12 protein-coding genes and 1 pseudogene are annotated in these 15,407 nt (G+C 64.5%); 9 read left to right on the top strand and 4 right to left on the bottom strand.

The features are described from left to right. The first annotated feature begins 1 nt into the window (after position 1). Positions 2-898 carry a tetratricopeptide repeat protein gene (locus BJI67_RS00420; RefSeq protein WP_070071326.1) on the top strand — a complete coding sequence of 299 codons (897 nt, stop codon included), beginning with the start codon at positions 2-4 and terminating at the stop codon, positions 896-898. A gap of 255 nt (positions 899-1,153) precedes the next feature. Here the strand turns inward: BJI67_RS00420 and BJI67_RS00425 are convergent. Next, positions 1,154-1,495, bottom strand: a pseudogene (locus BJI67_RS00425) (transposase); the annotation flags it as partial. A 288-nt stretch (positions 1,496-1,783) separates the two neighbouring features. On the opposite strand from BJI67_RS00425, the gene istA reads away from it, so the two are divergent. Beyond that, a complete protein-coding gene (istA, locus tag BJI67_RS00430) occupies positions 1,784-3,301 on the top strand; it encodes an IS21 family transposase (RefSeq protein WP_070071328.1) in 1,518 nt (505 codons plus the stop codon). A 13-nt stretch (positions 3,302-3,314) separates the two neighbouring features. After that, a complete protein-coding gene (gene istB, locus BJI67_RS00435) occupies positions 3,315-4,058 on the top strand; it encodes an IS21-like element helper ATPase IstB (protein WP_070071329.1) in 744 nt (247 codons plus the stop codon). Positions 4,059-4,446: 388 nt separating this feature from the next. Here the strand turns inward: istB and tnpC are convergent, their stop codons facing one another. The 3 genes from tnpC to BJI67_RS00450 all read right to left on the bottom strand — a co-directional run bounded on the left by tnpC (position 4,447) and on the right by BJI67_RS00450 (position 7,516). Continuing rightward, a complete protein-coding gene (gene tnpC, locus BJI67_RS00440) occupies positions 4,447-5,877 on the bottom strand; it encodes an IS66 family transposase (protein ID WP_070071330.1) in 1,431 nt (476 codons plus the stop codon). A 389-nt stretch (positions 5,878-6,266) separates the two neighbouring features. Then, a complete protein-coding gene (locus BJI67_RS00445; protein WP_197513195.1) occupies positions 6,267-6,941 on the bottom strand; it encodes an HAD hydrolase-like protein in 675 nt (224 codons plus the stop codon). Continuing rightward, entirely contained in the window at positions 6,938-7,516 is a 579-nt protein-coding gene (locus tag BJI67_RS00450; RefSeq protein WP_070071331.1) for a GNAT family N-acetyltransferase, read from the bottom strand. Before BJI67_RS00450 ends, BJI67_RS00445 begins: the two co-directional genes overlap by 4 nt. 166 nt (positions 7,517-7,682) lie before the next feature. On the opposite strand from BJI67_RS00450, the gene BJI67_RS00455 reads away from it, so the two are divergent. The 6 genes from BJI67_RS00455 to BJI67_RS00480 all read left to right on the top strand — a co-directional run bounded on the left by BJI67_RS00455 (position 7,683) and on the right by BJI67_RS00480 (position 15,318). Beyond that, positions 7,683-8,447, top strand: coding sequence for a GntR family transcriptional regulator (locus tag BJI67_RS00455; RefSeq protein ID WP_070071332.1), 765 nt, complete (start codon positions 7,683-7,685; stop codon positions 8,445-8,447). 19 nt (positions 8,448-8,466) lie between these two features. Continuing rightward, on the top strand, positions 8,467-10,206 hold the full coding sequence (locus BJI67_RS00460; RefSeq protein ID WP_070071333.1) for a fumarate reductase/succinate dehydrogenase flavoprotein subunit: 1,740 nt from the start codon (positions 8,467-8,469) through the stop codon (positions 10,204-10,206). 15 nt (positions 10,207-10,221) lie between these two features. Further along, the gene (locus BJI67_RS00465) at positions 10,222-10,455 is read left to right on the top strand and encodes a 4Fe-4S dicluster domain-containing protein (protein ID WP_070071334.1); all 234 of its coding nucleotides are present in this window, start codon (positions 10,222-10,224) and stop codon (positions 10,453-10,455) included. A 9-nt stretch (positions 10,456-10,464) separates the two neighbouring features. Further along, on the top strand, positions 10,465-11,418 hold the full coding sequence (locus tag BJI67_RS00470; RefSeq protein ID WP_083250504.1) for a HEAT repeat domain-containing protein: 954 nt from the start codon (positions 10,465-10,467) through the stop codon (positions 11,416-11,418). Between the two features lie 61 nt (positions 11,419-11,479). Then, a complete protein-coding gene (gene fdxA / locus BJI67_RS00475; protein WP_070071335.1) occupies positions 11,480-11,821 on the top strand; it encodes a ferredoxin FdxA in 342 nt (113 codons plus the stop codon). Between the two features lie 50 nt (positions 11,822-11,871). Then, positions 11,872-15,318 (top strand): FAD-dependent oxidoreductase, encoded by a 3,447-nt coding sequence (locus BJI67_RS00480; protein ID WP_070071336.1) that lies wholly within the window; start codon positions 11,872-11,874, stop codon positions 15,316-15,318. Positions 15,319-15,407: the final 89 nt, after the last annotated feature.

Consider the following 15,407-nt stretch of genomic DNA (forward strand, 5'->3'; position numbering starts at 1 on the left):
AATGCCATTGCGTCACAGGAAAAAATGGTCTCTGATTTTTCTGGCAGGCCTGTTTGGGCTTGTGCTCGCGAATTCAGCTTCGGCAGATGCTGGTATCTCAGTTGGACCTCAAGCTGAAGCCGAGCGTGGAGATGCGATTGCCCAGGAAAAAATCGCGACGGCATATCTCAAAAAGGCAGAAAAACTTTCAATATCTGAGCAGCCGAGGAACGCTGGCAGGGCCGCAGATTTATTTCTTAAAGCCATGTCCTGGTACAGGAAATCCGCCGATCAAGGTAACTACGATGCGCAATTCCATATGGGAGACGCTTACGCCAAAGGTCTTGGTGCGCCACGTGACAAAACTAAGGCCGCGTACTGGTACAGGAAGGCAATTGATGGGGTAAGGAAAGCCGCTCAACAGGGTATTGTCGACGCGCAGTACCAGCTAGGACGAGCCTATATGTTGGGCAAGGGTATTTCGCAGGACAAAACCAAGGCTGCTTACTGGGTTGCCGTGGCTGCTAAACAGGGCTACGCGAAGGCTCAGTACAGTTTGGGTGAAGACTATATTCATGGATGGGGGTTGCCGAAGAATGATGCCAAGGCTTACCACTGGTACACGAAAGCCGCGAAGCAGGGATACGACAAGGCTTTGAGCCGGCTTGTGACCGCTTACCAGTACGGCGGCTGGGGGGTGCCAAAAAACCCCGCCAAAGCCGCCTACTGGCTCAAGCGGGCTGCCGAACATGGCGAAGTCGGTGCAGAGCAGCAACTCGCTGAGGCTTATTACTTCGGCGGATCAGGCATGGCCAAGAACAAATCCAAGGGTATCTATTGGTACAAAAAGGCAGCTAAACAGGGCGATAAAATCGCTCAGATGGCTCTTGACGAATACCAAGATAATCTAAGCCCGTGATTGTACATTTCGCAAACTCGTTAGAGCGGATGTTTAAACTTAGCGTTAACGTCCCCTATTTGTCTGACAGCGGACTATGCCGCGCAGTAGACGAAGGACTGCTCAGGGTCCAGGCCGTGTGAAAACGCGATTATTGGGGCACTGCCAGCACGAACGGATTTAATTTCACCATCATTGTTTCATGGCGTCACTAGAGGCCTGTAATAATTCGTCGGATTATTTATTGTTTTTTTTGTCTTGGTCCAGAAAATGGTCGCCGTTGTCCCGCCGAAAGTCGGCAACGGTCTTGAAGTCCGGGGCCAGCCGGCCCGTCAATCACATCAACTCGACGTTGCGTTGTGCCTCTCGCTCCAGACGGCGTGAGGACTGCACACGATTGAGATAACCGTAGATAAACAGCTTGAGCAGCGTCGCCGGATGGTAGCCCGGACGGCCCGTGGCTTCGGCGGTGGTCTTGAAGCCCAGCCCCGACAGACTCAGCTCATCAACAAACACATCCACCACGCGAACCGGGTTGTCTTCGGCAACGAACTCATCAAGACTTTCCGGGAACAAGGTCGCCTGCTGACGATGCTCGCCTTCGATAAATCGCTTCATCTGCAGCCCCGAGTTGCCAACCTATTAATTGGATCATCTGGGGTAGGCTTGGTTTGCGTATTTCGGCGCAACGTGACCGGTCATTTCGCTCGAACGTGACCGCCCGTTTCGGATCAACGTGACCGGCCATTTCGTTTGATCGTGACCGATTTCGGCTCTTTTTCCGAAATCGGCGGTCACGTTCCTCCGTCATCTCATCCAAGCCACTGGAATTCTTTCACTTATTCCGGCACAACCGCGCTCCTTTGCTCACTCAAGGAGACAGCGGTGCCGGCAGCGAGGATTCCAATGAAGCATGTCATCGAGGTGCTGCGCCTCAAATACGCAGCCCAACTCAGCCACGCGCAGATCAGCCGCGCCTGCGGCCTGTCCAAGGGCGCGGTCAACAAGTACGTCAACCTGGCCAGGGCTCAAGGCATCACCTGGCCGTTGCCTGCGGACATGGACGAGGCCGCCCTGGAGGCACGTCTGTTTCCCGCCAAGGCGCCCTCGAGCCGGTTCGTCGTCCCCGACGGCTTCCAGATCCATCAGGAACTCAAGCGCAAGGGCGTGACCCTGCAACTGCTCTGGGCCGAGTACTGCGCCGCGCACGGCGAGCGCGCGTACGCGTATACCCAGTTCTGTCACCATTACCGGCAGTGGCGAGAGCGGCAGAAGCGCAGCCTGCGCCAGCACCATCAGGCCGGGGAAAAGGTCTTCATCGATTACTGCGGGCCCACGGTCGACATCGTCGACCGTCACACCGGCGAGGTGCGTACCGCACAGATCTTTGTCGGCGTGCTCGGGGCCTCCAGCTACACCTATGTCGAGGCTACCTGGACCCAGTCGCTGCCCGACTGGATCGCCTCCCACCAGCGCATGCTGGGCTTCTTCGGCGGGGTGCCGGCGCTGCTGGTGCCGGACAACCTCAAGGCGGCGGTTCAGCGCGCCGAGCGCTACGCGCCGCAGCTCAACGCCACCTATGCCGAGATGGCGGCGCACTACGGCACCGCCGTGCTGCCGGCGCGGCCCTACAAGCCCAAGGACAAGGCCAAGGTCGAAGTGGCGGTGCAGGTGGTCGAGCGCTGGATCCTGGCGCGGCTGCGCCACCACCGCTTCTTCTCGCTGGCCGAGTTGAACCGGGCCATCGCCGCGCTGTTGCCTGAACTGAACGAGCGGCTCTTCCAGGGTCGCACCGAGAGCCGTCGCGACCTGTTCGAGAGCCTCGATCGGCCCGCGCTGCGCCCGCTGCCGGGCGAGGCTTACGTCTACGCCGAGTGGCGACGCGCCCGGCCCGGCATCGACTACCACGTCGAGGTCGACAAGCGCTGCTACAGCGTCCCGCATGCCCTGGTCGGCCAGGTGCTGGACCTGCGCATCACCGCCACCACGATCGAGGTGCTGCACCGGGGTCAGCGCGTGGCCCTGCATCCGCGCCACCACGGCCCGGGCCGCTACGTCACCGTCACCGAGCACATGCCCAAGACCCATCAGGTGCACCGTGACTGGTCACCCAAGCGCTTCCTGCGCTGGGCGAGCCAGATCGGCCCCAGCACGGCCGAGGTGGTACGCCGCCAGCTGACCGACCGGCCTCATCCGGAGCACGGCTACCGCGCCTGCCTGGGGCTGCTCAGCCTCGCTCGGCGTTACCGCCCGGCGCGCCTGGAGGCGGCCTGCGCTCGAGCCTTGGCCATCGACTCGGCCCGTTACCAGAGCGTCAAGTCGATCCTCGCCCGCGGCCTTGACCAACAGCCCCTCGATCAGAGCCCGGCCCAGGAGGCACTGCCCCTGCACGCCAATGTCCGCGGCGCCAACTACTATCACTGAGGAGCTCCACGCCATGCTCAATCAACAGACCCGCCAACAGCTGCGCACCCTCAACCTCACCGGCATGCTCGCCGCCCTCGAGCAACAACAGGGCCAACCCCAGACCCATGCGCTGTCCTTCGACGAGCGCCTCGCCCTGCTCATCGAGCACGAGGTGCTGCACCGCGAGAACCGACGCCTCACCCGCCTGCTCAAGGCCGCCCGCCTGCGCGTGCCGGCCTGCGTCGAGGACATCGACTACCACCACCGCCGGGGCCTGGAAAAGCCCCGCATGGCCCAACTGGCCAGCCTCGACTGGATACACCAGGCACTGAACCTGTGCCTCACCGGACCGACCGGCTGCGGCAAGACCTGGCTCGCCTGCGCACTGGGCAATCAGGCCTGCCGGCGCGGCCTGTCGGTGCGCTACCTGCGCCTGCCGGCGCTGTTCGAGCAGCTGCGCATCGCCCACGGCGACGGCTCCTACGTCCGGCTCATGGGCCAGCTCCTCAAAACCGACCTGCTGATCCTCGACGACTGGGGCATCCAAAAGCTCAACACCGCACAGCGCAACGACCTGATGGAAGTCATCGAGGATCGCCACGGCCGACGCTCCACCCTGATCGCCAGCCAGTTGCCTATCGAACACTGGCACGACTACCTCGGTGAAGCCACCCTGGCCGACGCTATCCTCGACCGCCTCCTGCACGGCTCACACCGACTCAACCTGACCGGCGAGTCCATGCGCAAGATCCAGGCTCCGGTTGACGGATCGTGACCGCTCAGGATAGAAAAACCACTCCAGTGCGCAACCAATGAGAGCAGCGGTCACGTTCACCGAAATCGGCGGTCACCTTCGACGAAATGCGCATGGTTCACGTTTTCACACAGCCTGGGTCGGAAACGGAACGTCCGATAACCTTAATCGGCAAGCTTTCCTTTAGCTCGTTCAAATTAACCGGCGATTTTCTACCCCCTTATTGCCTTGCCTCGCGGGGATGCGACTGATTGGGGTCGACCCGGAGGACCCGGGCCGAGCAGCCCGCGCCCGGACGGCGCTTGGCTGCGGCCGCGACCAGACGTATTCACGCGAGGTTGCCCGTAGGGCCAAGGCGATCCGGGCGAATTTCTTTGGTGACTTTCTTTGTTCGTCCGTAACTACTCAGCTAATTCTCAGAGATCGCCAGAGCAAAAGCCGGTAGCTTGCGATCGAATACTAGGCGCAACGCCTCCGAAGCCGTGACCCCCTGCTTTCGGCAGGTCGATAGATATCCCCGTATGCGGCAAAACATCGCGGCACCCTCCAGGCTGCGGAAGCAGCCGGAGATCTTCTGCTGCACTTTGGTCATACGGATATCGTTCTCCGCCTGATTGTTCGTGAACGGCACATTGACGTCCACCATGAAACGCAGCACATCGTCTTCATAGGCCATCAGACGCTCCAGCAGATTGCGGGCCTTGCTCCGCTTGATCCGCCCCCGAGGCTTGTTGTCGGGTGGTTTTTCCGGCTCAGGGCATTCCAGTTGCCCCGCCTCGAGCACATCTCGGTAGCGCTGCCGGTAAGCATTGGCCTCGGTCAGCGGCAGGATGCCGCCAGCGTTCTCGACGGCCTGATGAATCTCTCTGAGCAGCTTGCCCATCGCTTCCGCCCATTGTTGTCCGTCCTGCTCGAATGCTCGTTCCAGTTCGCGCAGGTGGTGGGCATTGCACAGGGCATGGGTGCAGTCCCGATAACGGTAATAGGGTTTCCAATGGTCATGACACAGCACACCGCGGAACCGTGGCAGGATCCCGATCGCGTCCATCGCCTCCTGGCCTCGCTTACTGTGGACCTGATAATGCGTCCAATCAGCATTGGACAGAGCATGCAGCCAATGGCGTTTGCCATCAATGTTGACCCCGGTCTCGTCGGCATGAGCGGACACGGCTTTGGCCAATGCCGTTTTGCTGATCGCCTCAAAGGCCGCCAGGCGGGTAAATGCCTCGCGATTGAAGTTCACCAGTGAACCATCGCTCAAAGGGATGCCCAACTGATCGGCAAAGTAATCCTGGATCCGCTTGTAGGGCAAGAGCTGATATTGGGACAGATAGACGGCATGGGCCTTGAGGCCGGAACCATACTGCACCTTCTTATCCACCCCTTCCGGGAATGAAGCCACAAAACGTTGGCCTGATTCATTCTCCAGGATCTGCGCCCGATACTCGGTCACGATCCGGCTGATGTCGATATCAAAAACCTGGCGAGTCTCGAAACCCGCCTCGGTATAGCAGCCTTTCGGCAAGCGACGACGATCGATCTTGAGGACCTCGATCTCATCGGGATGCTCGACCGGGCGCAAGGTCTTGCCCACGTGCCCCGGCTGGCCACCGGAAGGTCGGCTTGAGCGCACACGCTGGCTGCGTGGCCGATTGGGATCCGATGCCGGCGGCTGACTGCTGTTGCGGCTATTGAGCCCGAGACGGTTGAGTAACACGACGAACAACATGAGCATCATCTCGATACTGGCGCGGAGTGCCGGAGATAGGTCTTTCTCCTGCTCCAGTTGCGCCCTGACCTGTGCCAGGGTGATCTCGATATCGACGCCGTCGATCCGCACGCAAGACTGCTCCAAAGAAGTAATGAAGCTATTATCTCACGGGTTTTGAAGTGCCAATTTTCTCGTTTGTAAGGCGATCTGGCGGCGTAAAATAATTGACTGACGGTGGGGCAGTGCCTCGCGTGATGTCGCAAGGAAGACTACGCCTCTGTCGCTTTCGGAGACCAATAATCGCACTCGTTACAGCGCCGCCATATTTTCAAAAAAACTACCAAAAACCCTGTCAAGTACTTTTTGTAATTATTTTCACTGAGTAGTTACGTTCGTCCAAAGAAAGTCACTCGCCCGCCCGCGCCAAAACTAATTAAGAACACCGATGCTCAAGGCGTGTGAAACGATACCGCCGAATCCGTGCAAGAACATGCGGCAGTCTTGCTTAAAGGACTGCTTTACTCACCCCGCATCACTGAAATAGCTAACTCAGTAGTCACAGCAACCACCCCGTCCGCCTCTGCCCCCCAAAGCTCTTCCTCGCTTCCATACCCCCACAGCACTCCCAGCGAAGCCATCCCATTGACCCGCGCGGCGCGGATGTCCTGGGCGCGGTCGCCGACCATGATGGCGTCCATGGGGTCCATGTCTTCCTGTTCCAGGAGATGCGCGAGGAGTTTGCGTTTGTCGGCGCGGGTGCCGTCGAGTTCGCTGCCGTAGATGCCATGGAAGAGGCTGGCCAGACCGCAGTGTTCGAGGATCTGCCGGGCATACACGGTCGGCTTGGAGGTGGCGAGGCATATTCTGGCGCCGCTTTCGGCTATGGCGTGCAGGGCCTCGGGGATGCCGGGGTAGAGTTCGGTTTCGAAGATGCCGGTGTCGACGTAGCGTTCGCGGTAGAGGCCGATGGCGTCCTGCACGCGGTCGCCGTGCGTGTCGCCGAGCAGCAGCGCGAGAGTCTCGCCGAGCGGCGGGCCGATGTGGGAGGCGATGCGGTCGGCGGGCGGCGGTTCGACGCCGAGGCGGACTAGCGCGTATTCGACGGAGTTGACGAAGCCCTGCCGGGGATCGACCAGAGTGCCGTCGAGGTCGAGCAGGACGTTGCGAATGCCGGTGCGCGGTGTGGCGATCACATTTCTCCTTGAGGATCTGCGGCGCGGGCGCGTTCCGCCCATTCCTGTTTGAGAATGCAGTAAAGCTCGATGTCTTCCGGCCGGCCATGCCGGAGGTGGTGCTGGCGGCGGTGGCCTTCGTGGCGCATGCCGAGCTTCTGCATGACGCGACCGGAGGCCGGGTTGCGGCTCAGGTGCAGCGCGTGCACGCGGATCAGGCCGAGTTCGCCGAAGACGTGGCGCAACATCGCCTCGCCGGCCTCGGTGCAGTAGCCGTTGCCCCAGTACGGCCGGCCGATCCAGTAGCCGAGTTCGGCCTGATGGCCGGGTGCGATCTGCATCAGGCTGATGGCGCCGATCAGGTCGCCGCCGCTGCGCGCCGCGATGGCGAGGCTGAGCCCGGTGCCCTGGGCGAAGGCCTCGGCGCGGGTGGCGATCCAGCTTTCGGCGACGCCGTCCTCATAGGGGTGCGGGATGTGTGCCGTGGTGTCGGCGATGGCGAAGTCGCCGGCCAGCCGCTGCACGTCCGGCGCGTCGGTCGCGGCGAAGGGGCGCAGGCGCAGCCGCGGCGTTTCGAGCGTCGGGAGTGGCGACATATGCGCTACCTGTCGGATGCGTGGCGGAGGGTTCGGCGGACCCGAGCATTGTGCTGGAATCGGGCCCGGCTGGCGATGTGCGGCGCGGCGTTTTTATGTGTTGACGATGTGACAAGGCCAACATATCATAACAAGTACATACAAGACATGCTCGGATGAGACAGCGATGACGAAGCAAGAAGATTCGAAGTTGGGCGCAAGCGGCCTGAAACTGGTGTCGCCGGTCCCGCTGTATGGCCAGATCAAGGACATGCTGCGCAAGAAGATTCTCGACGGCAGTTACCCCCCGCACAGCAAGCTGCCTTCGGAAAGCGAGCTGATGGCGCTGTTCGACGTCAGCCGTATCACGGCGCGCCAGGCGATCCGCGATCTGCAGAAGGAAGGCCTGGTGTTCACCATCCAGGGCAAGGGCAGCTTCGTCACCAAGCCGAAGGCGGTGCAGGACCTGACCCGCCTGGAAGGCTTCGGCGAGGCGATGAACAGCAAGGGCTACGAGACCTATTCGCGGCTGATCGGCGCCCGCGAGGTGCCGGCGAGCAGCGAGGTGGCGCACGCCCTGAAGGTGAGCCGCGACACTCCGGTGATCGAGATCGAGCGCGTGCGCTATCTGAACCGTTCGCCGATCTCGCTCGACGTCAGCTACTTCACGCTGGACGTCGGCCGCCGGCTGATGGACGAGGATCTGGAGACGCGCGACATCTTCGTGATCCTGGAAAACGACTACGCCTTCCCGCTGGGTGCGGCGGACATCGTGATCAACGCGGCGGTGGCCGACGAGAAGGAGGCCGAGCTGCTGGCCGTCGAGGCCGGCGCGCCGATCCTGCGCATGGAGCGCCTCACCTTCACCCAGGACGGTCGTCCGATCGACTACGAGCACCTGTACTACATCGGTGACGCCTACCAGTACCGCCTGCGCGTCGAACGACGTTAATTCAAGCGAGGTAACGTTCATGAATGCCCCAACAACGCCAGCAGAAATCTTCGATACGGACATCCTGGTCATCGGCGGCGGCACGGCGGGCCCGATGGCCGCCGTGGCCAGCAAGGAGCGCAACCCCGAACTGCGCGTGACGCTGCTCGAAAAGGCCAACGTGAAGCGCAGCGGCGCGATCAGCATGGGCATGGACGGGCTGAACAACGCCATCATCCCCGGCCACGCGACGCCCGAGCAGTACGTGAAGGAAATCACCGTGGCCAACGATGGCATCGTCAACCAGAAGACGGTGATGGCCTACGCGAAGCGCAGCTTCGACATGATCAACAAGCTGGACAGCTGGGGCGTGAAGTTCGAGAAGGACGAGACCGGCGACTACAGCGTGAAGAAGGTCCACCACATGGGCACCTACGTGCTGCCCATGCCGGAGGGCCACCACATGAAGAAGATCCTGTACCGCCAGCTGCGCCGCAAGCGCGTCGACGTGGTCAACCGCTTCGTGGTCACCCGTCTGCTCAAGGACGCCAGCGGGCGCATCGCCGGCGCGATGATGGTGAACAGCCGCACTGCCGAGATCGCGGTGATCCGCGCCAAGGCGGTGATCCTGGCGACCGGCGCGGCGGGGCGTCTCGGCCTGCCCGCCTCCGGCTACCTGTTCGGCACCTACGAGAACCCGACCAACGCCGGTGACGGCTACAGCATGGCCTACCGCGCGGGCGCCGAGCTGTCGGGCATCGAGTGCTACCAGATCAATCCGCTGATCAAGGACTACAACGGCCCGGCCTGCGCCTACGTGACCGGCCCGCTGGGCGGCTACACGGCCAACTCCAAGGGCGACCGCTTCATCGAGTGCGACTACTGGAGCGGACAGATGATGCTGGAGTTCTACCGCGAGCTGGAAGGCGGCAAGGGGCCGGTGTTCCTCAAGCTCGACCACCTGGCCGAGGAGACGATCCAGGAGATCGAGACCATCCTGCACAGCAACGAGCGCCCGAGCCGCGGTCGCTTCCACGCGCAGCGCGGCACCAACTACCGCGAGCGCATGGTCGAGATGCACATCTCCGAGATCGGCCTGTGTAGTGGCCACAGCGCGTCCGGCGTGTGGGTGGACGAGAACGCGCGCACCACGGTGCCGGGGCTGTACGCCGCGGGCGACCTGGCCTGCGTGCCGCACAACTACATGCTCGGCGCCTTCGTCTACGGCGAGATCGCCGGTCACGACGCGGCGGATTACTGCGCGAGCGTGGACATGCCGGTGCTCGACGAGACCGAGGTCGCCGCCGAGGCCGCGCGCATCCAGGCCCCGCTGAAGGTCGCCGACGGCATCACGCCGTACCAGATGGAGTACAAGCTGCGCCGCATGGTGAACGACTACCTGCAGCCGCCGAAGGTCACCACCAAGATGGAAATCGGCCTCGACCGCTTCATGGAGATCCGCGAGGACATGGCCATGCTGGCCGCGTCCGACCCGCACGACCTGATGCGCGCGATGGAGGTGCACGCCATCCTCGACTGCGCGGAGATGGCCGCACGCGCCTCGCTGTATCGCACCGAAAGCCGCTGGGGCCTGTACCACTATCGCGTCGACTATCCCGAGCGCAACCAGGACGACTGGTTCTGCCACGTCCAGGTCAAGCAGGGCGAGAACGGGGACATGACCTGCTTCAAGCGTCCGATCGACCCCTACGTGGTCGAGCTCGACGAGGACGAGACCCAGGCTTACGACAACCTGCGCATCGCCGCCACCGCACAGTAACCAGGGAGCACCGACATGCCGCTTGCCCAGACCAAAACCAGCGTTCCGGTCATCGTGGACAACGAAAAATGCATCGCCGACAAGGGGTGCACCGTATGCGTGGACGTCTGCCCGCTGGATGTCCTGGCGATCGATCTGCTCATCAACAAGGCCTACATGAAGTACGACGAGTGCTGGTACTGCACGCCGTGCGAGGCCGACTGCCCGACCGGGGCGGTGACGGTGAACATTCCCTATCTGCTGCGCTGAGAGGTCGCCATGGCCATGCTTTTCGATACTTCCCCGGACCTTGAGGACATCCGCGAGCGGCTGCAGAGCGAGGATGCCGCGGTGCGCCGCATGGCGGTGCTCAGCATCGGCGAGACGGCCGACCCCGATGCCGTCGGGCTGCTGGTGCAGGCGCTCGGCGACGCGGACGCGGACGTGCGCGCCGAGGCGGCGCGCGTGCTCGACGAATTCGACACGGTCGACGGCGTCGAGGCGCTGATCGCCGTGCTGTCGGATACGGACGAGGCGGTGCGCACCTCGGCCGCCGAGACGCTGTCCGAGATCAAGTCGCCGGAGGCGGCGCCGTTTCTGTTGCGCGGCCTGGCCACGCACGACCCCTTCGCCAAGGCCGCGCTGCTGCGTGCGATCAAGCCGCTGCGCGTGCGCGATGCGCTGGAGCCGGCGATGAACGCCCTCGGCAGCGGCAACGTGCAGGTGCGCCGCGAGGCGGTGGGCGTGCTGGCCTACCTCAAGTCGGAGACCGTGCTGCCGGCGCTACTCGACGTGGCGCGCAACGACCCGGACGCGCAGGTGCGCCGCGCGGCGGTGGGCGCGCTGGTGTTCGCCGACGGCGGCCGCGTGCGCGAGACCCTGGTGTATGCGCTCACCGATGTCGACTGGCAGGTGCGCGAGGAGGCCGCGCTGGTAATCGGCCGCCTGCACGTCGGCGACGCCGTGGACGCGTTGATCGACGCGCTGGACGACGACTACTGGCAGGTGCGTCAGAAGGCCGCGTGCAGCCTGGGGCAGCTCGGCAATCCGGCCGCGGTGGATGCCCTCGGTGCCGCCTTCGCGCATCCGATCAGCAACCTGCGCAAGGAAATCGTCGGCGCGATGGGCGAGATCGCGGACGCCGCAGCGACGCCGTATCTCGAAGTCGCGCTCACCGACGAGGACCCGGACGTGCGCAAGCTGGCGGCCTGGGCGCTGAGCAAGATCGGCTGAACGCCCCCCGGATGGAACGAACCGCCACGGCGACGTGGCGCAACTGCAAAGGACCGAAGACATGACGTACGTGGTGACCGACAACTGCATCCGCTGCAAGTACACCGACTGCGTGGACGTGTGCCCGGTGGACTGCTTCCACGAGGGGCCGAATTTCCTGGTGATCGATCCGGCGGAGTGCATCGACTGCTCCCTGTGCGTGCCCGAATGCCCGGTGGATGCGATCTACGCCGAGGGCGACCTGCCGGACGAATTCGCCGATTTCATCAAGATCAACGCGGACCTCGCCGGGCGCTGGCCGGTCATCGCAGCCAGCCAGGAACCGCTGCCGGAGGCGGAGCGCTGGGCCGAGGTGGAAGGCAAGCGACAATTTCTGGAGCTGGGCGACTCTGTCGACGTCTAACATATTATGACAAGTAATGCCGTGAGGTCCGGCCGCGCGAGAGGTGCTCCATGGAACAGGTGTTGACACTGAACTTGCCCGGATTCGGGTACGAGGATCTGTACCGTGCGGAACGTCTGCCGGCGCTCGACCGTGCGTTCGCGACGTATCTTGAGGCCCATGACGCGGAGCTGGCGGCGAGCTTCGCGCGTTATCGCGCGCAGGCGGCGTTCGAGGCCGGTGCGGAGTCGGAGCTGCTGATTGCCGTCGCCGGGGTGCTGGAGGATTTCATCGCCGAGGTCTTCGGCGTGCGTCGCGAGTGCGACGCGCTGGGCGGACATGCCGGCAGGAGCGCGCTGGTGTGGGCGTTCAAGAACGACTTCGTGAAGCGCAGCCTGCAGGCCGCCGGCGACGCGCAGGCGCACGACTTCGCGGCGCTCGACGCCTGCGTGGACGCCTGGCTGGGCGAGGTCGGCGGCGCCGACCGCGAGTACGCGGTGGCGCAGCTGTGGCGCCATGCGGCGGACGCGGGCGACGAGCAGCGCATCGCCACCCTGGCGGCCTGGGTGCGTGCGGCGGCCACCTGTGAGGCCGGTCGCGCGGCGACCGCCGGCTGGGGCAGTTTCCGTTTTCCGGCGAGGCGCGATTTCGCCGCGCTGGTGCGCACCGAGTTGCAACCGGCGGCCCGCGGCTGCGGCGTGGAGGTGAAGCCGGCGGCGCGCCGGCAGCGCGACGGCTTCGCGCTGACCGATATGCGCTACGCGCGCGGCGAGGTGCTCGATCAGGTGCATTACTGCAAGTTCTGCCATTCGCACCAGGGCGATTATTGTTCCAAGGGCTTTCCGGGGAAGGGCGAGGAAAAGACGCGCAGCAATCCCCTGGGCGTGCCGCTCGAAGGCTGCCCGCTGGAGGAGAAGATCTCCGAGGCCAATGCGCTGATGCGCGACGGCCACACCCTCGGCGCGCTGGCCACGATCATGATCGACAATCCGCTGGTGCCGGCGACCGGGCACCGCATCTGCAACGACTGCATGAAGAGCTGCATCTACCAGAAGCAGGACCCGGTCGACATGCCGCAGATCGAGACGCGCATCCTCGACGACGTGCTGAACCTGCCCTGGGGCTACGAGATCTATTTCCTGCTCACCCGCTGGAATCCGCTGAACCGCGAGCGCCCGTACACCCTGCCCTATCACGGCACCGACGTGCTCTGCGTGGGCGCGGGCCCGGCGGGCTTCAACCTGTCGCATCACCTGCTGCAGGCGGGCTTCGGCGTGGTCGGCGTGGACGGCCTCAAGATCGAGCCGCTGCCGGCGGATCTGACCGGCGCCGACGGGCGGACGCCGCGGCCGGTGCGCGAGGTGGCGGCGCTGCGCGAGTCGCTGGACGAGCGCGTGATGGCGGGTTTCGGCGGCGTGGCCGAGTACGGCATCACCGTGCGCTGGGACAAGAATTTCCTCAAGATCATCCACCTGACGCTGGCGCGCAGCCGGCACTACCGGCTGTACGGCGGCATCCGCTTCGGCGGCACGCTGACCATCGACGATGCCTGGGACTACGGTTTCGAGCACATCGCGCTGGCCATCGGCGCAGGCCGGCCGACCATCGTGCCGGTGAAAAACCATCTCGCCCGCGGCATCCGCCAGGCGAGCGATTTCCTGATGGGCCTGCAGCTGACCGGCGCGGCCAAGCGCGCGAGCCTGGCGAACCTGCAGGTCCGCCTGCCGGCCGTGGTGATCGGCGGCGGGCTGACCGCGATCGACACCGCCACCGAGGTGCAGGCCTATTACATCCGCCAGGTGGAAAAGCTGCTCGAACGCTGCGAGACGCTGGGCATGGCCGCGGTTGAGCGGACGCTGGACGGCGAGGAAGCGGCCATCCTGGAAGAATTCCTCGCCCACGGTCGCGAGGTCAAACGCGAGCGCGAGCGCGCGCGGCGGCTGGGCGTCGCACCGGATTTCGCCGGGCTGGTCGACCGTTGGGGCGGCGTCACCGTAGCCTACCGGCGGCGCATGGGCGATTCGCCGGCGTATCTGCGCAATCACGAGGAAATCGAAAAGGCGCTGGAGGAAGGCATCCGCTATGCGGAGGGCCTGAATCCGCGCGAGGCGCTGGTGGATCGCAACGGCCACGTGCGCGCGATGGTCTTCGACGGCGCGGACGGCGAGCGGGTGGATCTGCCCGCGCGTGCCGTGCTCATGGCCGCGGGCAGCGTGCCCAACACCAGCTACGAGCGCGAACACGCGGACACCTTCGAGATGGACGGACGCTTTTATGCGGCCTATGGGCTCGACGGCGAACGCGCCGCGGCCGGCGACCGCGAGGCGGTGTTCACCTCCTACCGCAAGGACGGCCGGCGCATTTCCTTCCTGGGCGACAACCATCCCGTCTACAGCGGCAGCGTGGTGCGCGCGATGGCCTCGGGCCGGGCGGGAGCGCGGGCGCTCGTGCGCCTGTTCGCGGAACGCATCGGCGACGGCGGATACGCGACGAAGTGGGATGCGCTGTGCGCGCGGCTCGACGAAAACCTGCGCCCGCGGATCGTGGCGGTGACGCGCCTGGCCGAGCATCTGGTGAGCATCGCCGTGCATGCACCGCAGGCCAGCCGCAACTGGCAGCCGGGGCAGGTCTACCGGCTGCAGAATTTCGAGACGCGGGTGGCGCGCGGCCTCGGCACCGCCCTGCAGATGGAGGGCATGGCGGTGGACGGCGTGCAGGTGGACAAGGCGCAGGGGCGCATCCATCTGCTGATCAACGAGGTGGGCACTTCCAGCCGGCTGGCCGGTGCCCTCGCCGCGGGCGATCCGGTGGTCCTGATGGGCCCGACCGGCACCTCGCTGCCGATGCCGGCGGGCCAGACGATCACGGTGATCGGCGGACATTCCGCGGTGACCAGCATGATCGACGGCAGTCACGCCTGGAAGGAGGCGGGCAACCGCGTGCTGATGGTCGCGCACCTGGCCGAACGCCAGCGCGCCGGGGCGCTGCAGACGCTGGTGCAGGAAGCGGCCGACGAGGTCGTGTGGGTGCTCGACGGCGACGAGCCGCTGGACGGCCTGCGCGCGCAGGACCGCTGCGTCACGGGTGGCATGGCAGCCTATCTGCGTGCGGTGGCGGCAGAAGGCGGCGACACCGGCGGGTGGGTCGAGGCCAGCGACCAGTTCGTGATTTCCGACCGACCGGACGTGATGGACCTGCTGGTGACCGCGTTCAAGGGCGATCTGGCCGCGCGGCTCAAGCCCGGGGCGCACGGCACCGCCGTGGTCAACAGCCCGATGCAGTGCATGCTCAAGGAGGTCTGCGCGCAGTGCCTGTGCCAGCACCGGCGCGGCGACGACCCCGACGCTGCGCCGAAGACCGTGTTTTCCTGCTTCAACCAGCACCAGCCGCTGTTCGACGTCGATTTCGACAACCTGCGCCTGCGCCAGCGGCAGAACGCGCTGCAGGAGCGCATCGCCTCGCTGTGGCTGAGCCACGTGCAGTCGTCCGCCCCCACGGCGCTGGCCGAGTCCCGCTAGACACCTCTTTCCTCGTCGTTTCCCCCTTCTTCCCGCCGGTCACTGCGTGCGTGCCGGCGGGTTTTTTTCGTGGTCGGATCCGATCGGCC

Origin of the sequence: Acidihalobacter aeolianus, from assembly GCF_001753165.1 — a bacterium.
In the GTDB taxonomy this organism is placed as follows: Bacteria; Pseudomonadota; Gammaproteobacteria; order DSM-5130; family Acidihalobacteraceae; genus Acidihalobacter; species Acidihalobacter aeolianus.

Bases quoted from the DNA above. Each gene is read 5' to 3' on its own strand.
- BJI67_RS00455 (WP_070071332.1), top strand. From the start codon at position 7,683: ATGACGAAGCAAGAAGATTCGAAGTTGGGCGCAAGCGGCCTGAAACTG.
- istB (WP_070071329.1), top strand. From the start codon at position 3,315: ATGCTCAATCAACAGACCCGCCAACAGCTGCGCACCCTCAACCTCACC.
- BJI67_RS00465 (WP_070071334.1), top strand. From the start codon at position 10,222: ATGCCGCTTGCCCAGACCAAAACCAGCGTTCCGGTCATCGTGGACAAC.
- BJI67_RS00420 (WP_070071326.1), top strand. From the start codon at position 2: ATGCCATTGCGTCACAGGAAAAAATGGTCTCTGATTTTTCTGGCAGGC.
- BJI67_RS00470 (WP_083250504.1), top strand. From the start codon at position 10,465: ATGGCCATGCTTTTCGATACTTCCCCGGACCTTGAGGACATCCGCGAG.
- BJI67_RS00450 (WP_070071331.1), bottom strand. From the start codon at position 7,516: ATGTCGCCACTCCCGACGCTCGAAACGCCGCGGCTGCGCCTGCGCCCC.
- istA (WP_070071328.1), top strand. From the start codon at position 1,784: ATGAAGCATGTCATCGAGGTGCTGCGCCTCAAATACGCAGCCCAACTC.
- BJI67_RS00480 (WP_070071336.1), top strand. From the start codon at position 11,872: ATGGAACAGGTGTTGACACTGAACTTGCCCGGATTCGGGTACGAGGAT.
- BJI67_RS00460 (WP_070071333.1), top strand. From the start codon at position 8,467: ATGAATGCCCCAACAACGCCAGCAGAAATCTTCGATACGGACATCCTG.
- fdxA (WP_070071335.1), top strand. From the start codon at position 11,480: ATGACGTACGTGGTGACCGACAACTGCATCCGCTGCAAGTACACCGAC.